The 21,047-nt window shown below is 71.6% G+C and carries 18 protein-coding genes and 4 pseudogenes; 12 read left to right on the forward strand and 10 right to left on the reverse strand.

The features are described from left to right. Positions 1–194: 194 nt before the first annotated feature. The 7 genes and pseudogenes from hpnC (at position 195) to hpnH (ending at position 7,828) form a co-directional block, all read left to right on the forward strand. Positions 195–1,103 (forward strand): squalene synthase HpnC, encoded by a 909-nt coding sequence (hpnC, locus tag SSPN_RS0104765; protein ID WP_010692648.1) that lies wholly within the window; start codon positions 195–197, stop codon positions 1,101–1,103. Beyond that, a pseudogene (gene hpnD / locus SSPN_RS59260) lies at positions 1,067–1,949 on the forward strand (presqualene diphosphate synthase HpnD). The gene hpnC and the pseudogene hpnD overlap by 37 nt, the downstream one beginning before the upstream one ends. A 23-nt stretch (positions 1,950–1,972) precedes the next feature. Continuing rightward, positions 1,973–3,307: pseudogene (gene hpnE / locus SSPN_RS50405) on the forward strand (hydroxysqualene dehydroxylase HpnE); the annotation flags it as partial. Further along, positions 3,304–4,302 carry a polyprenyl synthetase family protein gene (locus tag SSPN_RS0104775; protein WP_010692650.1) on the forward strand — a complete coding sequence of 333 codons (999 nt, stop codon included), beginning with the start codon at positions 3,304–3,306 and terminating at the stop codon, positions 4,300–4,302. The pseudogene hpnE and the gene SSPN_RS0104775, both read left to right, overlap by 4 nt. Before the next feature lie 32 nt (positions 4,303–4,334). After that, positions 4,335–6,193 (forward strand): annotated as a pseudogene (gene shc, locus SSPN_RS42460) (squalene--hopene cyclase). A 1-nt stretch (position 6,194) separates the two neighbouring features. Beyond that, positions 6,195–6,827: a phosphorylase family protein gene (locus SSPN_RS42465; protein WP_049887574.1), complete on the forward strand. Its 633-nt coding sequence runs from the start codon at positions 6,195–6,197 to the stop codon at positions 6,825–6,827. Further along, positions 6,827–7,828, forward strand: a complete 1,002-nt coding sequence (hpnH, locus tag SSPN_RS0104790; RefSeq protein WP_010692652.1) for an adenosyl-hopene transferase HpnH — start codon at positions 6,827–6,829, stop codon at positions 7,826–7,828. Before SSPN_RS42465 ends, hpnH begins: the two co-directional genes overlap by 1 nt. 10 nt (positions 7,829–7,838) lie before the next feature. Here the strand turns inward: hpnH and SSPN_RS0104795 are convergent, their stop codons facing one another. The 5 genes from SSPN_RS0104795 to SSPN_RS0104810 all read right to left on the reverse strand — a co-directional run bounded on the left by SSPN_RS0104795 (position 7,839) and on the right by SSPN_RS0104810 (position 12,621). Then, positions 7,839–8,564, reverse strand: coding sequence for an SDR family NAD(P)-dependent oxidoreductase (locus tag SSPN_RS0104795; protein WP_010692653.1), 726 nt, complete (start codon positions 8,562–8,564; stop codon positions 7,839–7,841). Next, positions 8,555–8,791 (reverse strand): hypothetical protein, encoded by a 237-nt coding sequence (locus tag SSPN_RS59265; RefSeq protein ID WP_237710451.1) that lies wholly within the window; start codon positions 8,789–8,791, stop codon positions 8,555–8,557. Before SSPN_RS59265 ends, SSPN_RS0104795 begins: the two co-directional genes overlap by 10 nt. Before the next feature lie 29 nt (positions 8,792–8,820). Continuing rightward, positions 8,821–9,477: a DMT family transporter gene (locus SSPN_RS42470; RefSeq protein ID WP_010692655.1), complete on the reverse strand. Its 657-nt coding sequence runs from the start codon at positions 9,475–9,477 to the stop codon at positions 8,821–8,823. Further along, positions 9,474–11,849: a wax ester/triacylglycerol synthase domain-containing protein gene (locus SSPN_RS0104805; RefSeq protein ID WP_010692656.1), complete on the reverse strand. Its 2,376-nt coding sequence runs from the start codon at positions 11,847–11,849 to the stop codon at positions 9,474–9,476. Before SSPN_RS0104805 ends, SSPN_RS42470 begins: the two co-directional genes overlap by 4 nt. Positions 11,850–11,991: 142 nt before the next feature. After that, entirely contained in the window at positions 11,992–12,621 is a 630-nt protein-coding gene (locus SSPN_RS0104810; RefSeq protein ID WP_010692657.1) for a carbonic anhydrase, read from the reverse strand. 138 nt (positions 12,622–12,759) lie between these two features. Between SSPN_RS0104810 and SSPN_RS0104815 the strand changes: the two genes are divergently transcribed. From SSPN_RS0104815 to SSPN_RS62070, 3 genes and pseudogenes are all read left to right on the forward strand, one after another. Next, positions 12,760–13,290 carry a Chromate resistance protein ChrB gene (locus SSPN_RS0104815; protein WP_010692658.1) on the forward strand — a complete coding sequence of 177 codons (531 nt, stop codon included), beginning with the start codon at positions 12,760–12,762 and terminating at the stop codon, positions 13,288–13,290. 37 nt (positions 13,291–13,327) lie between these two features. Continuing rightward, a pseudogene (locus tag SSPN_RS62065) lies at positions 13,328–13,852 on the forward strand (MFS transporter); the annotation flags it as partial. Positions 13,853–14,022: 170 nt separating this feature from the next. Further along, complete coding sequence (locus SSPN_RS62070; protein ID WP_337466339.1) at positions 14,023–14,493, forward strand: MFS transporter; 471 nt, start codon at positions 14,023–14,025, stop codon at positions 14,491–14,493. A 309-nt stretch (positions 14,494–14,802) separates the two neighbouring features. Here the strand turns inward: SSPN_RS62070 and SSPN_RS0104825 are convergent, their stop codons facing one another. The 3 genes from SSPN_RS0104825 to SSPN_RS61455 all read right to left on the reverse strand — a co-directional run bounded on the left by SSPN_RS0104825 (position 14,803) and on the right by SSPN_RS61455 (position 17,356). Next, entirely contained in the window at positions 14,803–16,308 is a 1,506-nt protein-coding gene (locus tag SSPN_RS0104825) for an LCP family protein (protein WP_010692659.1), read from the reverse strand. A 172-nt stretch (positions 16,309–16,480) separates the two neighbouring features. Further along, entirely contained in the window at positions 16,481–17,047 is a 567-nt protein-coding gene (locus SSPN_RS42480) for a GNAT family N-acetyltransferase (protein ID WP_010692660.1), read from the reverse strand. A gap of 174 nt (positions 17,048–17,221) precedes the next feature. Further along, complete coding sequence (locus SSPN_RS61455) at positions 17,222–17,356, reverse strand: hypothetical protein (RefSeq protein ID WP_010692661.1); 135 nt, start codon at positions 17,354–17,356, stop codon at positions 17,222–17,224. 58 nt (positions 17,357–17,414) lie between these two features. On the opposite strand from SSPN_RS61455, the gene SSPN_RS0104840 reads away from it, so the two are divergent. Further along, positions 17,415–17,813 (forward strand): DUF5313 family protein, encoded by a 399-nt coding sequence (locus SSPN_RS0104840; RefSeq protein WP_010692662.1) that lies wholly within the window; start codon positions 17,415–17,417, stop codon positions 17,811–17,813. A 6-nt stretch (positions 17,814–17,819) separates the two neighbouring features. Here SSPN_RS0104840 and SSPN_RS0104845 read toward each other — a convergent pair whose 3' ends face one another. Beyond that, the gene (locus SSPN_RS0104845; protein WP_337466315.1) at positions 17,820–18,620 is read right to left on the reverse strand and encodes a universal stress protein; all 801 of its coding nucleotides are present in this window, start codon (positions 18,618–18,620) and stop codon (positions 17,820–17,822) included. A 141-nt stretch (positions 18,621–18,761) separates the two neighbouring features. Between SSPN_RS0104845 and ilvA the strand changes: the two genes are divergently transcribed. Continuing rightward, positions 18,762–20,015, forward strand: coding sequence for a threonine ammonia-lyase IlvA (gene ilvA, locus SSPN_RS0104850; protein ID WP_010692664.1), 1,254 nt, complete (start codon positions 18,762–18,764; stop codon positions 20,013–20,015). Between the two features lie 223 nt (positions 20,016–20,238). On the opposite strand, the gene SSPN_RS0104855 is transcribed toward ilvA, so the two are convergent. Then, the gene (locus SSPN_RS0104855; protein WP_010692665.1) at positions 20,239–21,042 is read right to left on the reverse strand and encodes a UbiA family prenyltransferase; all 804 of its coding nucleotides are present in this window, start codon (positions 21,040–21,042) and stop codon (positions 20,239–20,241) included. Between the last annotated feature and the right edge of the window lie 5 nt (positions 21,043–21,047).

Consider the following 21,047-nt stretch of genomic DNA (forward strand, 5'->3'; position numbering starts at 1 on the left):
GGGCTCGGCGGCCCCGCCCGGTCCACTGTGGTGATCGTCCCTGCGTCCTATGTAGACCACGGCGCTCCGCTGGTCGAACAACGTTACGAATCATGGGAAAACTCGGCGCGTCGTTGCTCGCCCTGCGGTGCCGCATGGGGGCTCATACGATGCCGAATGCGCCTCCTGGTCGGCGGGGATAGGAGGAGGGTTCGATGGTCTTGTCGCTGCCTGATAGCGCGATGTCCGGCGGGGATTCCGAAAACTCGGACGGGATGCCACGTTCGGGTGACTTTCCGCGGAGTGCCGCGGTGCTCGCCCGGATGCGGTCGGAGAACTTCCCGGTCGCCGCCCGGATCCTGCCACACGGGCTGCGGCGGCACCTGCACGCCCTGTACGGCTTCTTCCGGCTGGTCGACTACGCCGGCGACGAGGCTCCCGGCAACCGCGCGGCGCTGCTCGACTTCCTCGAAATCGATCTCAAGCGCGCCTACCAGGGAACGGCTCGGATTCCGATGCTGCGTGCGCTGACACCGACGGTCGCCGAGTGTGCCATTCCGCACGAGGTGCTGGTCAAGTTGATCGACGCCAACCGGCAGGACCAGCAGGTGCGGCGCTACCGCAGCTTCCCGGACCTGCTCGACTACTGCGCCCTGTCCGCGAACCCGGTCGGGGAAGCGGTGCTGCACGTCTTCGGGCGGGCCGAACCCGCGCTGATCACGCTGTCCGACCGGATCTGCAGCGCGCTGCAGATCCTGGAGCACTGCCAGGACATCGCCGAGGACTACCGCCAGGACCGGGTGTACCTGCCGACCGACGACATGCAGCGCTTCGGCTGCGAGGAACCGGAACTGGTCGCCGACCGCGCCTCGACGATGCTCTGCGGGCTCGTGAAGTACGAAGTGGACCGCGCGCGCCGGATGCTCGACGCCGGCGCACCGCTGGTCAGGGAGCTGTCCGGGATGGCCCGGATAGCGGTAGCCGGTTATGTCGCGGGTGGACGTGCCACGGCGGCCGCGTTCGCAGCGGCGAAGCACGATCCGCTCGGCTTCGACGTGCGGCCGGGGCGGGGGCGAACCTTCGCCGAATGGGGGCGGTTGTACGTGTTGGGAGGCATCTGGTGACCGATTGGGCCCGGATCCGGGACGCCTACCTGGAGTGCGAGCAGATCACCCGGGAACAGGCGCGAAACTTCTCCTACGGGATCCGGCTGCTGCCCGGCCCGAAGCGGCGGGCGCTGTCGGCGGTCTACGCCTTCGCCCGCCGCGTGGACGACATCGGCGACGGCGACCTGCCGCGCGAGGAGAAGCTGCGGCGCCTGAAGCAGGCCCGCGAGGCGATCCACGCCGCCAGCATCGGCGCCGCTGACCCGGTGCTGGCGGCGCTGGCGGACTCGGCGGCGCGCCTGCCGGTGCCACTGGCGGCCTTCGACGAGCTCATCGACGGCTGCGAGGCCGATGTCCGCGGCGTGCGCTACGGCACCTTCGAGGAGCTGCTGAACTACTGCCGCTGCGTGGCCGGATCGATCGGGCGGCTGTCACTGGGCGTGTTCGGCACCATCGACCCGCCCACGGCCGAGCGACGCGCGGACGCGCTCGGTGTCGCGCTGCAGCTGACCAACATCCTGCGCGACATCCAGGAGGACCAGCTGGCCGGGCGGGTCTACCTGCCTGCCGAGGACCTCGAGAGGTTCGGCGTTCGGCTGGAGCCGGGCAACGGGCGGGCCGAGGACCCGGAGAGGTGGGACCGGCTGATCCGATTCCAGGCCGCCCGCGCCGAGCAGTGGTACGCCGAAGGGCTTCGGCTGCTGCCGATGCTCGACCGGCGCAGCCGGGCTTGCTGCGCGTCGATGGCGGGCATCTATCACGAACTGCTGGCCCGCATCGCCGCCGACCCGCGTGCGGACCTCGCTGTCCGGCTGGCGGAAGGCGGGCGTCGCGGCCCGGTCGCTGGCGGGGATGGCACCGTGAGCCGGGGGCGCGTGGTGGTGGTCGGCGGCGGCTTGGCCGGGGTGACGGCGGCGCTGCGCTGCGCCGAACTGGGATTCGAGGTCGAGCTGCTGGAGACGCGCCCCAGGCTGGGCGGCGCGACTTACTCCTTCGTGCGCGGCGACCTCGTGGTGGACACCGGGCAGCACGTCTTCCTGCGCTGCTACACCGCCTACACCGGCCTGCTGCAGCGGCTCGGCGTCGCCGACTCGATCAGCGTGCAATCCCGGTTCCACGTCCCGGTGCTCAGCCCCGGCGGCCAGGCTTCGGTGCTGTGCCGCTGGAACCTCCCGGCACCGGCACACCTGACCCCGACGCTGCTTGGGTACCGGATGCTGACCGCGGCGGAACGGATGCGGGTGGCGCGCACCGCGCTGGCGCTTCGGCGGCTCGATCCGGCCGACCCCGCGCTGGACGACATCAGCCTCGGGCAGTGGCTGAGGCAGCGCGGCGAGTCGCCGCGCGCCGTCGATGCGCTGTGGGGGTTGTTGGCGTTGGCGGCGCTCAACGCCGAGCCCGCGGACGCGTCGATGGCGTTGGCGGCCAAGGTGTTCCGGTTCGGCGTGCTGGACACCACCGACAGCGCCGACATCGGGATTCCCCAGGTGCCGCTGGGACAATTGCATGGCGAAGCCGCCCACCGCACGTTGCTGGAAGCGGGTGTCGGCATCCGGCTCCGCTGCAAGGCTCGGGCGATCCGCCGCTCCGGCGAGGGTTTTCAGGTCCCGGTGCGCGAGAACACCGGGGAATCGGTGCTCACCGCGGACTCGGTCGTCGTCGCGGTCCCGCACCGCGCGGCGGCGACGCTTGTGGCGGACCTCCCGATACCGGGCGTGGCGACGTGGGCGAAGCTGTCCGCAGCGCCGATCGTCAACGTGCACGTGCTCTACGACCGGCCGGTTACCAGCCTCGAGATGGCCGCTGTCCTGGACTCCCCGGTGCAATGGGTCTTCGACCGGACATCCATCTCGGGCGCACCCCGCGGGCAGTACCTGGTCGTCTCGCTTTCCGCCGCCCAAAAGCACGTCCAGGCGCGCACCGATTACCTGCACGACCTGTTCATCCCCGCGCTGCGGCAGGTCTTCCCGCACGCCCGCAGCGCGCGGGTCCTCGACTTCTTCGTCACCCGCGAGCCCAGCGCGACCTTCCGGCAGGCGCCCGGCACCGGCGCGCTCCGGCCGCAGGCCCGCACCGCGGTGCCCGGCCTGGTGCTCGCCGGGGCGTGGACCGCCACCGGATGGCCCGACACGACGGAGGGAGCGGTGCTCAGCGGTACCCGCGCCGCCGAGGTAGTGGATCTGGACCAGCGCTCGCAACACGGCGTGGAGGTGACCGCATGACGACCGTTCTGCCACCAGCCCTGCAAACCGCCAGGGAAGCGGTGGATCCGGTGCTGCGCAACGCAGTGGACCGACTCGACCCGGACACCCGCCGGGTGTGCGAGTACCACTTCGGCTGGAGTGACGCCGACGGCTCCCCGGGCGGTGGTGGTGGCAAGGCCCTGCGGCCGGCGATGGTGCTGCTGTCCGCGCGCAGCGTTGCCACCGCGGGGGATCCGGTCGTCGCGGCGGCCGCGGTGGAACTCGTGCACAACTTCTCCCTGCTGCACGACGACGTGATGGACGGCGATACCTCCCGCCGCCACCGGGCGACCGCGTGGACCGTCTTCGGAAAACCGGCAGCGCTGCTCGCCGGGGACGCGTTGCTGGCGCTGTCCAACGAGATCTTGCTGGAATCGCCGTCGCGCCATGCGGCGGCAGCGGCCCGGTCGCTGTCCATCGCGACCCGCGTCCTGATCGCCGGGCAGGCCGCCGACCTGGACTTCGAGTGCCGCGCCGAGGTCGGGCTCGACGAATGCCTGCAGATGGCGCACGACAAGACCGCCGCGCTGCTCGCCTGCGCCTCATCCATCGGCGCGCTCCACGTCGGCGCGCGGCGGGAAACCGTGGCCCGGCTGCACGCCTACGGCACCGAACTGGGGATGGCCTTCCAGCTCGTCGACGACCTGCTCGGCCTGTGGGGCGACCCCGACGTCACCGGCAAGCCCGTGCTGTCCGACCTGCGAGCCCGCAAGAAGTCGGTGCCGGTCGTGCACGCGCTGAGCTCCGGGACCGCCGCCGGCGATCGGCTGCACCGGCTGTACGTGCAGGCCGAACCGCTCACCGAGGACCAGCTGCAGGAGGCCGCCGAAATGGTGCAGCGGGCCGGCTCGGCGGACTGGACCCGCCAGGAGTGCGAGCGGCGGCTGGCCGCCGCCGACGAGTACTTGCCCGATGGCGACGCGACCGAGTCGTTGACCGAGCTGGCCGAGTTCATCGTACGGAGGAAGCTTTGACCGATCAGTTGCAGCAGCCCATCCGCACCGGAGTGGTTTCCGCGTCCGGCGCGCGAGCCGATGCCCGGACCGCGCTGGCCGCCGGCCGCGACTACCTGCTCTCCCTCCAGCACCCCGACGGCTGGTGGAAGGGCGAGCTGGAGACCAACGTGACGATGGACGTCGAGGACCTGTTGCTGCGGCAGTTCCTGGGCATCCGCACCGCCACCGAGACCGAGCAGGCCGCCCGCTGGATCCGCTCGCAGCAGCGCCCCGACGGCACCTGGGCAAACTTCTACGGCGGACCCGGCGACCTGTCCACCACGGTGGAGGCCTACACGGCGCTCAAGCTCGCCGGTGACGACGTCGACGCCGAGCACATGGCGGTGGCGCGCGACTGGATCCTGGCGTGTGGCGGGCTGGAGGCCACCCGGGTGTTCACCCGGATCTGGTTGGCGCTGTTCGGCGAATGGTCCTGGGACGAACTCCCCGCGATGCCGCCGGAACTCGTGCTGCTGCCGAAGTGGTTCCCGCTGAACGTATCGGACTGGGGGTGCTGGGCGCGGCAGACCGTCGTCCCGCTGACCGTGGTGTGCACGCTGCGACCATGCCGCAACCTCGGCATCGACGTGCGCGAACTGCGCACCGGACGCGCGGCGGGGCAGGTCCGTCCACAGTGGTCGTGGAAGTACGGTTTCCACGCCCTGGACCGGGTTCTGCACGGCTACCACCGACGCCCGCTCAAGGGGCTGCGCAAGCACGCGATGCTGCGCGCGGCGGAGTGGATCGTGGCGCGGCAGGAAGCCGACGGCTCCTGGGGCGGGATCCAGCCGCCGTGGGTGTATTCGCTGCTGGCGCTGCACCTGCTCGGCTACCCGCTGGACCACCCGGTGCTGCGGCACGGGCTCGCCGGGTTGGAGGGTTTCCTGATCCGCGAGCAGACCCCGGCCGGTCCGGTGCGGCGGCTGGAGGCCTGCCAGTCCCCGGTGTGGGACACCGTGCTCGGCATGCAGGCGCTGCGCGATGCGGGGGTGCCCGCCGACCACCTGTCGCTGCGCCGGGCGACTGATTTCCTGCGTCGGTGCGCCGCCCGAACCTGCCGCCCGGGGGCGGCTGGGCGTTCGAGTTCGACAACGACGGCTACCCGGACATCGACGACACCGCCGAAGCGCTGCTCGCGCTGAACCGGGTCGAGCACCCGGACCGGGAGGTGGTGCGTGGCGCCATCGAGCGTGGTGTCCGCTGGTTGCGCGGCATGCAGTCCCGAGACGGCGGCTGGGGCGCTTTCGACGCCGACAACACCCGGGCGCTGGCGCGCAAGCTGCCGTTCTGCGATTTCGGCGAGGTGATCGACCCGCCGTCGGCCGACGTGACGGCGCACGTGGTGGAGGCGCTGGCCGCGCTGGGGCACGACGATCGGGTGGTGCGACGGGGCGTGAAGTGGCTGCTGGACAACCAGGAGAAGGACGGGTCCTGGTTCGGCCGTTGGGGCGCGAACCACGTATACGGCACCGGAGCCGTGGTCCCGGCGCTGGTCCGGGCGGGCCTCGAACCCGATCACCGGGCACTGCGGCGGGCGGTGCGGTGGCTGGAACGCCACCAGAACGCAGACGGTGGCTGGGGCGAGGACCTGCGCTCCTACCGCGACCCGAAGTGGATCGGCCGGGGCGATTCCACGGCGTCGCAAACCGGCTGGGCGTTGTTGGCGCTGCTGGCGGTGGGCCGGCACGGCACCGATGCGGTGCAGCGCGGCACGCAGTACCTGGCCCGCACCCAGCGGGTGGACGGCGGTTGGGACGAACCGCAGTTCACCGGCACCGGGTTCCCCGGCGACTTCTACATCAACTACCACCTGTACCGGGTGATCTTCCCGCTCACCGCGCTCGGGCGGTACCAGCGTGCTGGGGACTGAGATGACTGCGATGCGACTGCTGGTCTGCGCCCCGTTGGGCCTCGAAGCCCGAGCCCTCCAGGAGGCGCTTGGTCCTGGAACCGTGCGCCGCACGGGCTACGGGCGGCACCGCAGCGCCCGCAGCGCGGCTTCGCTTGCGGGGGCGGACTTCGACGTCTTGGTCGTCGCTGGTCTCGCCGGCGGGGTCGGCGCCGAGGTATGCACCGGCGATGTGATCGTGGCCGATGAGCTCCGCGGTCAGCGCGGCACCGTGCGCTGCCCAGCGGCACCGTCGTTGGCAGCGGAGTTGCGCCGCGCCGGGTTCCCGGTGCGGCGCGGGCCGATCGCCACTGCCGGTCGCGTGGTGCACGGCGCCCAACGTGCCGAGCTGGCCCGTGCTGGCGTGCTCGCCGTCGACATGGAGTCGGCATTGCTGGCCGAGGCAGCAGCGGGACGTCCGCTCGGCGTCGTGCGGGTCGTGGTGGACACCGCACGGCAACCGCTGCTCCGGCCCGGCACGCCGGGTCGCGCGCTGACCGCGCTCGCCCGGCTGCACGCCATCGGCTCGTGCCTGCCGCGGTGGGGCCGCACCGTCCTGCGGGATCGCACCGTCCCGCCCGAAATCCGATCCGCCGCACCCGAGGAGGTGTCCTGATGGGCATTCCGATGCGCCAGGCGATCCGCGTCGGCGCTTACCTGGTGAAGCAGAAGCTCGCGCGCCGCGAGAAGTTCGCCCTGACCTTGGAGCTGGAGCCGCTGTTCGCGTGCAACCTGGCCTGCGCGGGCTGCGGCAAGATCCAGCACCCGGCGAACGTGCTCAAGCAGCGGATGCCGGTCGAGCAGGCCGTCGCGGCGGTGGAGGAGTGCGGCGCGCCGGTGGTTTCCATCGCCGGCGGCGAGCCGCTGATGCACCCCGAGATCGAGCTCATCGTCGACGAGCTGGTCAGGCGCAAGAAGTTCGTCTACCTGTGCACTAACGCGCTGCTGCTGCCCCGCAAGATCGACAAGTTCCGGCCGTCGCCGTACTTCGCGTGGGCCGTGCACATCGACGGGCTGGAGGAGCGGCACGACGAGTCGGTGTGCAAGCAGGGCGTGTTCGCGCAAGCGGTGGACAACGTCAAGGAGGTCCAGCGGCGCGGGTTCCGGGTGACCACCAACTCGACGTTCTTCACCTCCGACACCCCGCAGTCGGTCATCGAGGTGCTGGAGTACCTCAACAACGACCTCCGGGTCGACCAGATGATGCTCTCGCCGGCCTACGCCTACGACAAGGCACCCGACCAGGAGCATTTCCTGGGCGTGACGGAGACCCGCGAGCTGTTCCGGAAGGTCTTCGCCGACGGGCGACGCAAGAAGTGGCGTTTCAACCACTCGCCGCTGTTCCTGGACTTCCTGGAGGGCAAGGTCGACTTCCAGTGCACGGCCTGGGCCATCCCGTCGTACTCGTTGTACGGCTGGCAGCGGCCGTGCTACCTGATGAACGACGGATACGTGGGGAGCTACCAGGAGCTGCTGGCCGACACCGACTGGTCCGCCTACGGGCGCGGCCGTGATCCGCGTTGCGCCAACTGCATGGCGCACTGCGGCTACGAACCGACCGCCGTGCTGGCGACTATGGGCTCGCTGCGCGAGTCGATCCGCGCGTTGCGCGGGTGACCGGCCGCAGTCAGCCGAAGCGGCGGGCGAGGCGGTGGAAGGTGCCGGGCAGCAAGCCCTGCAGCCGGGCGGGCGCGATGAGCCACTTTGGGACGAACACCTCTTCCGCGTCCCGCTCCACGCCGCGCACCAGAGCCGCGGCCACTTCCTGCGGGCTGACCATGCGCGGGAAGCGGCGGTCGTAGCGTCGCCCGGCGAAGAAGGGCGTGCGGACCGCGCCGGGGAACACCGTGGTCACGCCGATCCCGTCGCGGTTGCGGAGGCTCGCGCCGAAGGCCCGCAAGCCCGCTTTGGTCGCCGAGTAGACCGCCTCGCCGGGCACGCCCACCACGGCGATCGAGGCGACGAACACGACGTGCCCGCACCGCCGCCGCAGGTCGGGGAGCGCCGCGCGGGTCAGCAGCATCGGCGCGGTCAGGTTCACCGCCGTCAGGGCCTCGATCCGCTCCGGCGGCATCGCGCTCAGGTCGCCGGCCCAGCCGATGCCCGCGCTGTGCACCAGCAGATCGACCTCGCGGGCGGCCGCGGCGGCCCGGTCGAGCCCGGTCGGATAGGTCAGGTCGGCGGGCACCGGTTCGCCGCCGGTGCGCTCGGCGACCTCGGCAAGCCGCTGCTCGTCGCGGCCGACCAGCACGACCCGGCACCCTAGCGAGCTCAGCTCGGCGGCGGTCGCCGCGCCGATGCCCGAGGACGCACCCGTCACCAGCGCGGTGCGCCCGCGCACCGTCAGCCCCACGACGAATCCGTCGTGCCGTCGTTGCGCTCGCGTTCCTCCATCGCCCGGCGCAGCTGCTCGCCCCGGCGAGTCAGCACCACGATCCCGCCGATGATCACCACGACGGAGATCACCTCGCCGACCAGGATCGTGGGGGAGGACTCGATACGCTCGCCCAGCCAGTTCACCCCGATCGCGGCCGCCACCAGCGGATCCACCGTGGTGATCACGGCCAGCGGGGGCGACATCAACCGGCCTCGCTGGAAGGTCTGCTGGCTCAGCAGGACCCCATCGGCCCGATCACGCACACCGCGTACAGCGACCAGTGGTGAAACGGCTCGGCGAGCCCGCCGCTGCGGAAGTGCCCAGCCACGACCTTGATCAGACCGGCGGGGACGTAGAACACGCCGGTGCCCCCAGCCATGCCGATCACCCCGACCTCGCCGGGCAGCCACCGCGCGGCCAGCAGCGAGACCACTATGAGCAGCCCGAGCGTCAGCGCCAACGGCACGATCGACGCCCCGGTGAACTCGTTACCCTGCCCGGACGGCCGCCCCAGCACCAGGAACGCGGACAGTCCGCCGACGCAGGCCAGCCCGCCCAGCGCCAGCACCAGGTCCAGCTTGCGGTGCGCCAGCCATGCCGCGAACGCCGCGCCGAAGAGCACCGAGGTCACCAGCAACGGCTGCACCAGCACCAGCGGGCCGAAGGCCAGCGCCACCACCTGCAGCGACAGCCCGATGATCACGGTGCCGATGCTGAGCACCCAGATCGGCTTGCGGACGAGGTCGAACAGCAAGCGGGGGCTCATCGTGCGCACCTTCGGCACCTGCTTGGTGACGCGGTGCTGGATCGCGCTGGCCAGCCCGAAGCTGGCCGCACCTAGGACGGCCGCCGGAACGGCCACGACGAGCACGGTGCCCTGCGCGCTCACCGCCGGTCTCCTCGCAGCTCGTCGAAGGCGTCGCGGAGGTGACCGGCGAGCTCGGTGGCCTCCGGCGCCAGCCCGGTGTCGGTGGTGATCCCGAACCCGATCCGCTCGCCCCAGCTGACAGCGCCGATCGCCACGCCCACGCCGTCTGCCAGCGACAGCACCGGCACGACCCCCGCGATGAGCGTCTCGCCGAGGTGGGTCGGACGACGCTGTCCCGGCATCACGGACACCACGGCGTTGAAGAAGCGACGCTGGTAGATCTGCCGCACGACCCAAGCGTGCAGCGGCGCGGGCAGTACGCCAAGTGCCGCGAGCACGGCGCTGGTAGCGGCGGGCTGGCCGGTGCGGTCCGGCTCGGCAAGTCCGGCGGTGACCTCGGCGAGGCGGCGAGCTGGCACCATCGGCCCGACCGGCAGGTCGAGCGACAGCGAAACGGTGTGGTTGCCGGGCACGCCGGTGCCCGCGCCGCCCCGCCCGGTGCGTGCGGTGCGCGGAACCATGACCCGGAACCGCTGGCCCGGTGCGGTGTCGCCGAGCGTCCGGTGCAGCGCCTCGGCCACCATGCCGAGCAGGAACGCCGTGCTGCTCACCCCGTGCGCGCGTGCGCAGGCGCGCACTTCGGCGGCCGGGAGCTCGACCTCCGCGTACGACCGGTTTGGTGTGCTGCGCCCTGCCAGGCGGCTGGTCGGCGCGGGTCCGGCCCCCGTCAGACTCACCAATCCGCGCGCGACCTTCCGGGCTCGGCGGTACCACGGCTGGTCGGCGCGACTCGGCGATGTCGCCGGATGCGGGCCGTCGCTAAGCAACCGCAGCAGCGTGCTGGTCACCGCGACACCGTCGCCCAGCGCGTGGTGCATCTTCGCCAGCAACGAGGCGTGGCCGGTGCCGGCGTCGTTGAGCAGCAGCAGCTCCCACGGTGGCAGATCCGTGCGCACCGGGGTGCCGAAGAACTCCTCGATGATCGGATCCGCGCTCTGCCCGCCGTTCAGCTCGCGGCACCGCAGGTGATCACCGGCGTCGACCGCGTCGCTGTGAATCCACTGTGGCCGATGACCGCGTCGCACGATCAGCCGTCGGGTCAGCATCGGCAATCCCGCTGCACGTTGGGAGATTCGCCGACCGATTGCTTCGCAGAGGTCCGATGTGGAGCGCTGCGGTCCTTCCATGTGCAGGACCGCGCCGGTGTGCTGGGAGATGACCGGGGTGGTGGCGTACACGAAGAACGCGTCCTGCGGGCGTAGCGGGCGGCGGCCGTGGTGGCGGGGCAGGTGCGCCAGCGCGGCCACCTGGTCGGTTAACTCGGCGGCCTGGCTGTGCTTGAGCGCCCGGTGTTCCCGCTGCGCGAGCTCGTCCGGCTCGGCCGCCCAGCGGCGCAACGTCCCGGTCAGATCGCTCTCCCGCAGGCACAGCTCGGCCAGCTCGGCGTCGGCCATGAGCTCGGCGTTCGCGCGCCCGTGCCCGGCGATCGGTTCGAACATCACCACGGCACGCCCGCAGGCCAGCGCCTCCAGCGCCGTGGCCCCGCCCGCGTTGGTCACCACCACGTCCGCGGTGGCCGTCAAACCGGGCATGTCAACGACCCAGCCCAGTGCGACGATCCGGTCGTCCGCGCGGTCGGCGAAGCGCCGTCGCAGCGCCGCGTTGCGACCGCAGGCCACGACGACGCGGTCGACTCCCTCGGCCAGCAGCGCCGCATCCACCGCGCGCTCGACGGAACCGAACCCGAGCGAGCCGCACGAGATCAGCACCGTGAAACCGGATTCCGGGAGCCCGAACGACCGCCGCGCCGCGGCCCGGTCGGCGGGCCGGAACGACGACACGACCGGCGGCACGCAGACCGCGCCGACGGCGTCCGGTTCCGCCCGCCGCATCGCCCGCAGGCTCGCCTCGCTCATCACGTAGTGCAGGTCGACCTCGGGGTAGACCCAGAACGGGTGCGGCGAGAAGTCCGACACGATCGCCGCCACCGGCATGTCCAGGCCGCCTCTGCGGCGCAGCCAGTCGAGCCCGGCGGTGCCCAGCGGATAGGTCGAGACGATCAGGTCCGGGGCGTGCTCGGCGATGGCCCGGCGCAGCAGCCGCCCGCTCCACGCGCCGACGAACCGGCGGGAGGCGTTGGCGAACCAGCGGTAGCGCCACAGCGACTCGTAGAAGAAGTCGTAGAGCCACGGCGTGGATTCGACGTTGGTGACGTAGATCCAGTTGAACGTCGCGGGCACCCACCGGCCCATCGTGCGCAAGGCGTCCAACCAGGCGATTTCGCACCCCGGCCACACCCGCCGGGCCGCCTCCTCGACGGCGCGGGCGGTCGCGTTGTGGCCCTCGCCGATGGTGGCGCTGATCAGTAGCACTCGACGCGGCTGGACGGTCACCAGGCTGGATCCTTTCGCCCGATCCGTGCCTTCGAGGCTAACGTGACCGACCGGGATCGGCTGGCCGAGCGGCCGTGCCCAGAGATGTCCAAAGTGGATGCCGACAGGCGGCCACAGTGGATCCCGAGTGCCGAGAGGGGGGTCAGTCCGCGGGCAGCAGCGGACCGTGGCTGCCGACGAGCCGGACGGTGCCGTCGGTGAGGCGGTAGGAGAGCCCGGCCACCGCGCAGCGACCCTCGGCCACCGCGTTGGCCAGCAGCGCGGAGCGCTCCAGCATCAGGTCACCGGTGCGCTGGATGTGCACGTCCACGATGTCGTCGACCTCGGTGACGCCGCCGGCGCGGGCAGCCAGCACGCTCGGCGTCACCCGCTCCACGACGTCGCGGATGTAGCCGTGCGGCGCGGTGCCTTTGATGCACGCTTCCCGCGCGGCCGTGACCGCGCCGCAGGAGTCGTGCCCGAGCACCACGACCAGGGGCGCGCCGAGCACGCCGACGCCGTATTCGATGCTGCCGAGCACCTCGGAGCCGATGACGTGGCCGGCCGTGCGGACCACGAACAGATCGCCGAGCCCCTGGTCGAAGATGATCTCGGCGGCCAGCCGGGAGTCAGAACAGCCGAAGAGGACTGCGAACGGCCGCTGCGCCGGAGCCAGGGCGGCGCGGTGGTCGGCGTCCTGGTTCGGGTGCAGGCGGGCGTTGTCGACGAACCGGCGGTTGCCCCCCAGCAGTACTTCGTAGGCTTCGGCGGGCGAGGACGGCGGATTCGACATGTCGAAAAACTACCGCACGCAGGTTCGAAGCGATGCCGCTCAGCCCCCCATATGGGGTAGGTCACGTCGGCCGCGCGGCGCAGCAAGAGGTCCGATGTAACGCGTGATACATTTGTCCTCGTGACGGACGATCAGGTGATGAGGTGGCTGGTTCTCGTCGTGCGGCTGCCCGCGCAGCCATCGCGGCACCGCGTGGCGGTGTGGCGCGAGTTGCGCCGGGTCGGTGCGCTCTCGCTGGGCCAGGGCACCTGGACGCTCCCGGACGTGCCTGGCGTCGCCGCCGGCGTGGCGCGGGCCATCGAGCTCGCCGAGCGGGGCTCCGGTGAGGTCGTGGTGCTGGCTGCCACCGGGCGCGACGAACCCGATTCAGCTCGGCTGACGGAGATGTTCACGGCCGAGCGGCAGGAGGAGTGGACGGAGTTCCTGGCCGACTGCGGCAAGTTCGACGCCGAGATTGACAAGGAACTACGCAACGGCAAGCTGACAATGGCCGAGCTGGAAGAGGAGGAGCAGAGCCTGGAGCGGCTGCGCCGTTGGTACCGCGAGCTCAAAGCGCGCGACGTATTCGGCGCCTCGGCGGCCGCCGAGGCCCAGCAGCAGCTGCAGCACTGCGCCGACCGGTTGGCCGACTACACCGAGCAGGTCTTCCAAGCACTGCACCAGATGTGACCAAACGCGCCGAAGTGGACGACGAGGAGGTGGCCGGATGTCCGGCACCGAGCAGGTGACCGGTCAACGCGCCGGGCAGGTTCTCCCGCTTTACGCGGCCGGATTCGTGACCGCCTTCGGCGCGCACAGCATCGCCGCCGGGCTGGGCGCCTACACGGGTTTCGCATCCCTGCTGGCACTGGGCCTGCTGCTGGCCGTCTACGACGGCGCCGAAGTGGTCCTCAAGCCGGTCTTCGGCGCGGTCACCGACCGGATCGGCCCGCGACCTGTGCTCTTCGGCGGGCTGCTCGCGTTCGCGGGCGCCTCGGCGGCGTTCGTCCTCGCCGGTGACCCGGCTGCGGTCGGTCTCGCGCGTTTCGGCCAGGGCGCGGCGGCCGCCGCGTTCTCCCCGGCCGCGGGGGCGCTGGTCGCCCGGCTGGCGCCGGACTCCCAGCACGGCCGCGCCTTCGGCAGCTACGGCGCGTGGAAGGGCCTCGGGTACACCCTCGGCCCGGTCCTCGGCGGCGTCCTGATCACCTTCGGCGGGTTCGACCTGCTCTTCGGCACGCTCGCCGGGCTCGCGCTCGCGGTGCTCGCGTGGGCGGTGCTGGCCGTGCCGGCGGTGCCGCCGCTGCCCGCCAAACCCTGTTCGATTTGGCCCGCCGGTTGGCCGCTCCCGGGTTCCTGCGGCCGACCGCGGCGCTGGCGGGCGCGACGGCGGCGCTGGCGGTGGGCGTCGGGTTCCTGCCGGTGGTGGGCGCGGTCGGTGGGCTGGGCCCGTTGGCAACCGGCGCGGCGGTGTCGGTGCTCGCGGCGACCGCGGCGTTGGTGCAGCCGTGGGCGGGCCGAGCGCGCGACGCGGGGCGGCTGCCCGATGTGCCCGGCATGGCCGGCGGCCTAGCGGTCGCGGTGGCCGGATTGCTCGTGGCCGCGGTCGTTCCCGGGCTATTCGGGGTCCTCGTGGCCGCCGTTGCGATCGGTTTCGGCACCGGGGTCGTGACACCGTTGGGTTTCGCGCACCTGGCCGCCTCGACGCCGCGGGAGCGGCTTGGCCAGACGATGGGATCGGCGGAGGTCGGGCGCGAACTGGGCGACGCGGGCGGCCCGCTGCTGGTCGGCGTGCTCGCCGCCGCTGCCTCCCTGGGGTGGGGCCTGACCGGTCTGGCGGTCGTCCTGTCGGTGCTGGTCGTGGCGTTGTGGGTGGGCGCCGCGAGCCGCCGGTGAGCGATTTTTTGATCTCGCAACTACCGCCATCGCGGCGTATCGTTGTCGAGCGGTGATTCGTTCCCGGACCTCGGCGAAGAGTGGATGTCGGGGCCGTTGAGCGGTCGGCCGCGGAATCACGGGATGCTCGCTTGGTGTCCGGAGTCCGGACATGCCCTCGCGAACACCCGACAACCGGGGCGGCTCCCGCGTCGTGCGCGACGCGATGTGGCCCACCGGCTGGCGGTTTGTTCACTGGGGGTAGCCACCAGTCGAGCTGGCCGGTGGTGAGACGGGCGAGGGGGCCGCCTCACCACCGGCGCTTCCCGGTCAGTTGACGCACGGAACGCCGTTGGCGGTTATCGAGTCCGGGCTGGAACCGGCGTTCTGCTGCCGGTGCGCCCCGTCGAGCTGCACGGCGCGCGGCGGCGCGAAGCCAGGCGCGGCCGGCCCGTGGTAGTCGTCGCCGATGACCACCTGGACCCGGCCGCGGCGCAAGGACTCGTCGGACTCGATCGGCAGGCCCCCCAGCAGCGCCGAGATCCGGTTGGCGGCAGCGTCGCCCTCCGGGCCGTGGCGCACCACGGACTTGGTCCGCGCGGGCGCGTTGCCGACCTGGCCCACCTGTTCGCCCCGGTTGGCGAGTTCGGTCCGCACGCGCTGGGCCAGCCCCGGTGTCTTCGTCGCGTTCAGCACGTCCACCCTCGCGGCCGGGGACTGGGACTTCGTCTCGCCTGGCTGCCCGGCTTCGGCCGCCGACGGGTCGATCGTGCTGCTGATCGCGGCCTTCACCTTGCGGGGATCGACCAGGATGGCGTCGCCGTCCTCGGGGGTCTGGTAGTCGGCGTTCTCGATGGGGATGGTGGTGAACCGGACCGCGCCGCCGGCCAGCCCGCGCAGCCGGTCGGCGAACGCCAGCACGTCCCAATCCCGGTCCAGCACCACGGATTCCTGCAGCGACCCGATCAGTTCGCGCAGCCGAGACGGGTTGGCCAGCACACCGCCGGAGAGCACCGATTGCGTGAGCCCGGCCAGGAACGCCTGCTGGCGCACGACGCGGTCCAGGTCGCCGCGCGGCAGCCCGTGCCGCTGGCGCACGAACGCAAGCGCGTCCGGGCCGGAGATCGTCTGCGGCCCGGCTGGGAAGTTCGCGCCCGAGTAGGAGTCCCGGGCGGGCGTCAGCAAGCACACCGGGACGCCGCCGACGGCCTCCGTGATCCGCGCGAAGCCGAGCAGGTTGACCTCGGCGTAGTGGTCGACCGACACGCTGGTCAGCTGCTCGACGGTGCGCACCAGCAGCTTTCGCCCGGCGTCGCCGCCGAGCCGCGCCAGCTCCGGGGGGTCGGTGGTGCCGCGCTTGGTCTGCGTGGCGATGGCGTCGTCCTTGCCCCTGCCGTAAGCGGAATTGATCTTGTGGCGGCCGAAGCCCGGGATCTGCACGTAGGCGTCGCGGGGGAAGGAGAACCCGACGGCGCTGGATCCGTCATTGGGGATGTGCAGCAGGATGATCGTGTCGGTCAGCGCCGCGTCGTTGGCCCCGGCGTGCAACTCCCGGAGCACGTTCTCGGGCAGCGGGTTGCCGTGCGCGTCGGTTCGGCTGTCCATGCCGACCAGCAGGATGTCGGTCGCCCCGTCGGCCCCGGCCCCGTCGGTGACGTCGCTGGTCGCGAGGCCGTTGAGCAGGTGCCGGTAGTTGGACCACGCGTATCCCGTCACCGCCAGGACCGACCAGCACAGCACGGTCACCGCGGCGCGAGCGCTGGCGCGGGCGCGGTCCGCGGGTCGGCGGCTCGCGGGCCTGCTGGCGGCCGCTCGGGCGTTGCGGTGCGGTGGCACGGATACCTCCGGCGGGTGCGCCCCAGGCGCTGCTCGGACCTCGGTGACGCCTTCAGCATCCCACTCACCAGGGCATTCAGCAGATCATCCGATAGCGGATGATCTGACGACGCACCGTAACAGATATGTTCGTCCACTGCGGACGGTGCGAAAGGCCACAGTGGATTTTCGGTCAGTCCTGGGGCGCGCCGAGTGTCGGTCCGCTGGGCAGGTCCCCCTGCCGGATGCGGTAGACCTGCAGCGAGGTGTCGTAGTACTTGGTCGTTTCGCCGACCCACTCCATGCCGATGCGTTCGGCGGTGGCGATGGCGCGGGTGTTGTCCGGCAGCGCCAGACCGAAGACCGCGTCGATGTCGAAGGTGAACGCCCAGCGCAGCAGTGCGGAGGCGGCCTCGGTGGCGTAGCCGTGGCCCCAGACCTCCGGGCGCAGCTGCCAGGTCAGTTCCAGGTCGTGGTCGTACGGCGGGAGCATCCGCAGCACCAGTCCGCCGACCACCACGTCGTCGGACCGGCGCTGCATCGCCCACCGCCCGGTGGGCGGCACCAGGTTCGGCTGCGACTCGATCCAGGCCTGCACGACGGCGCGCATCGCGGCGAGATCGGCGACGTTGGCGACGACGGGAGTGAGCCACTCGGTCACCTCGGGGCGGCCGTAGAGCGCGAGCGCGGCCTGCACGTCGCTGTCGCTGGTGGTCCAGTCGCGCACGATCAGGCGGTCGGTTGTCAGGGGAGACTGCATGACGGCCCTCGCCTTCGGCGACGCTGGGGGGAAGCACTCCTGATTCTAGTTCGCGCACGTCGGCGGACATTCTGTCGATTACATCTATTTCGTCAGTGTCGACTGAAATAAACTGTAGCTTGCGCGGTCGCCGACCGGTGGGCCAACGCACGCGCCTACCCGGGGAGTGACTGGTCAGTGATCGGCCCGCAGCGGGGGCAGGGTGCCTGCGGCGTCGAAGCCCCAGTCTTGGGGTTCGCCGAGCGCGATCATGTCGGGGTGGCCGGCGACCTCTTGGGCGTAGGCCTCGGAGACCTCGATGCGGGGCATCGACAGGGTGTTGCACGCGGGACATCCTCGTGGCAGGAGCCGGCCGTAGGCTGGGCGAATGCCAGTGAAGCGCCCGAATCCCGCCCGGTGGCTGCGCTACCAGTACGGCGGCAAGCTCCCCGAGCGTTACCGGGAGTGGGTGCTGCGCGACGCCACTTGCAAGACGTGGGTGCTGCGGGTGCTGATCCGGGGCCTGATCCAGATCGTGCCGCTGGGACTCGCGCTGTTCCTCGGGCTCGGACTGCTGGGCGGGTCGTGGCCGATCGCCGCGGGCGCGCTGCTGCTGGGCATCCTCGTGGTGGGTCGAATCGTGGTGACCAGCGCGGTGGACAGCGTCGACGCGCGGCTCGTCCGCTACGGCTATCCACCCGGCCACGGCTCGGCGGTTCGGAGGCAGCGCGATGCCGAGGCCGCCGACCGGTACCGCGCCGTCTGGCGCCAGCCGCCGCAGGCGTAGCGCGAACTACCCGCCACGGGTGCGGATCACCGCCACCGGGCACGGTGCGTGGTGCAGGACGCCGTTGGCGACCGAGCCGAGAAGCAGTCCCGCGAAGCCACCACGGCCGCGGTGACCGACCACGAGCAGCTGGGCCTGCCAGGCGGCCTCGCACAGCGTCGCGACGGGGTGCTGGTTGGCCACCTCGCGCCGCACCGTGACGTCCGGGTAATCCGCGCACCAGCCGGAGAGCTGTTCGGCGAGGTGCAGGTCGGCCCGGTTCTGGATCTCCTGCCGGTCGGGCAGGGGGTAGGTGCCGACGGTGAAGAAAGCATCGGGCAGCGCCTGCACCGCGATCAGGCCGGTGTGCCGCCGGTTCGCGGCGTCGAAGGCGTAGTGCACCGCGACGTGGCTGCCCGGCGAGTTGTCGACACCGACGACGACCGGGCCTGACGCCGCTGCGTCACCGCGCACCACGACGACCGGGCTGCGGGCGTGCGCGGCCACCGAAGTGCTGATCGCGCCGAGCAACACGTCCCGGAAGACGCCGTGCCCGCGAGAACCGACGACGACCAGCTGGGCGCTTTCGGAGCGGTGGACCAGCTCTTCGGCCGGGTGTCCGACGGCGACCTCATCGGTGATCGTCAGATCGGGCCGCTCGCGATGGCAGCGCTCGGCGATGTCGCGGACCGCCTGCTTGGCGAACCCCTCCCGCGCCGGATCGTCGTTGACCACGACCAGGTGCACCGGAACGGCCAGCCGCGTCGCCTCGGCGGTGGCCCACCGCGCCGCCTGCGCTGACGATTCCGAACCGTCGACTCCCACCACGACCGACTGCTTCGTCCTGGCCATTTCCGACCGCCCCCTCAGCACCACCATGCGCATCCGCCAGCGTGCGGTAGTAGGGCCGATGGGCCCCGCGCCGACACACCCGAACGGAGGCTTGCCGACCAGCGCATTTAGTATCGGTTGGTGTCCGATGAGCTGACTCCCGCAGCGATCTTCCGCGCCGGTACCCGCCTGCGGCAGGTGGTTCGGCGAACTCCGTTGGAAACGAGCAGCCGCCTGACCGGCGAACTTGGCATCCCGGTTCGGTTCAAGCGGGAGGATCTGCAGGTCTGCCGCTCCTACAAGGTGCGCGGCGCGTACAACCTGATCTCCTCGCTCGACGCCGGCGAGCGCGAGCGCGGGGTGGTGTGCGCGAGCGCCGGCAACCACGCGCAAGGCGTGGCGTTCGCCTGCCGCGAGCTGAAGATCAAGGGCCGGGTGCACCTGCCTGCGAACACGCCTCGGCAGAAGCGCCGGCGGATCGCCGAGATCGGCGGCGCATGGGTCGAGCCGGTGATCACGGGCAGCTCCTTCGACGAGGCCAGCGCGGCGTCCAAAGCGGACAGCGAGCGCACCGGTGCGGTCTACGTGCACCCCTTCGACGATCCGCGGACCATTGCCGGGCAGGGCACGGTCGGACTGGAGATCGCGGAGCAGCACGACGGCCCGATCGACACCGTGATCGTCCCGGTCGGCGGCGGTGGGCTGCTGGCCGGCGTGGTGCTGTGGCTCAAGGAGCATTTCCCCGAGGTGCGGGTGATCGGCGCCGAGCCGGCCGGGGCGGCCAGCATGCGCGCCGCTCTGGACCACGGCGGGCCGATCGCCCTGCCGTCGGTGGACACCTTCGTCGACGGCGCTGCGGTCGGGCGCGTCGGCGAAGCCGGCTTCCGCGTGGTGCGCGAACTGGTCGACGAACTGGTGGCGGTGCCCGAAGGCGCGGTGTGCACCGAGATGATCGAGCTGTACCAGACCGAGGGGATCATTGCCGAGCCCGCCGGGGCGCTGGCCAGCGCGGCGGCCCGGCTGCCGCTGGTGCGCCCGCCCCGGGGACCGGTGGTGTGCGTGGTTTCCGGCGGCAACAACGACCTCAGCCGCTACGGCGAGGTCGTCGAACGCTCGTTGGTGCACGAAGGACTCCGGCACTACTTCCTGGTCACGTTCCCGCAGGAGCCGGGAGCGCTGCGGCACTTCCTGGACGATGTGCTCGACGACGGCCAGGACATCGTCGCGTTCGAGTACGTGAAGAAGAACAACAGGGAGACCGGCCCGGCGCTGGTCGGCATCGAGCTCGACCGCGCCGACGAACTGCACGGTCTGCTGACGCGGATGAAGGGCTCCCCGCTGCAGATCGAGCAGGTCTCCCCGGGCTCCCCGCTGTTCTCGTTCCTGGTCTGATCTGGCTGTTGCCGCGTGCCGGGCGGTGCTGCGCCGTTAGGCGTTGTCGCCGGCAGGCTGATGGTGAAGGTCGCGCCCAGGCCCACCCGGGTTCCGGGTACACGCGGAGTTTCCGGCATCGGCCTGGGCTAGGTCCTGCAGTCGTCGATCAGGTGCTGCAACAGCAGGTCGCGTTCGCCGTCCTCGCCGGAGGTGTCCACAAGGGATAGTTCACTGTGTTTGATCAGGTGGGTTGGGCTCCGGTGCTCAGGAGAATCGCGACGTCGAGCAGGGCGACGAGGACGACGGCGTGGAACGCGGTGCGGGAACCCGGGCGGCGGCCGAGCACGAGACCAGCACCGAGCACGGCCGCCGCCAGCGGCAGGATCACCCATGAAACGTCCACCAACGTCGCTGACGCGGCCAGGACCAGGCATGCGGCCACCGCGGTGCTCCGCGCCGCGCCCAAGCGGTGCGGCAGGCCGCGGACTCCGGTGGCCGCGTCATCACCGAGGTCCGGCAGCACATTCACGAAATGAGCGGCCGAACCCAGCAACGCCGCCGCGAGCACGAGCCAGACCGGCGGCGGCCGCCCGCCGCCGAACATCACGAACGCGGGCAGCAGCCCGAACGACAGCGCGTACGGGAACACCGAAAAGGGACCGGATTTCAAACCGAGGTCGTAGGCCCACGCGGCCCCCAGCGCGATGAGGTGTGCGATCGTCGCGGCGGCGCCGAACGGCAGCGACAGCACCACGGCCGCCGGAGCCGAGACCAGCACGGCGACCAGCGCCGTCCGCCGGGAAATCGCGCCCGCCGCCACCGGCTTGCCCCGCCGCCCGACCCGGGCGTCCCGGTCGGCGTCCACCAGATCGTTGAGCCACCCGACGGACAACTGCCCGGCTAACACCGCCGCCGCCGTCAGGGCCAAGCCGCCCGCATCGCGCCCGACGGTCACCGCGAGCCCGGTGGTGATCGCCGTGACTGCCAGCGCCGGCACCGGGTGCGAGGCCCGGAACAGCGAGGACGCGGTTGCGAAATGCCGCACCCGGC

It is taken from the genome of Saccharopolyspora spinosa NRRL 18395 (assembly GCF_000194155.1).
Taxonomy (GTDB): domain Bacteria; phylum Actinomycetota; class Actinomycetes; order Mycobacteriales; family Pseudonocardiaceae; genus Saccharopolyspora; species Saccharopolyspora spinosa.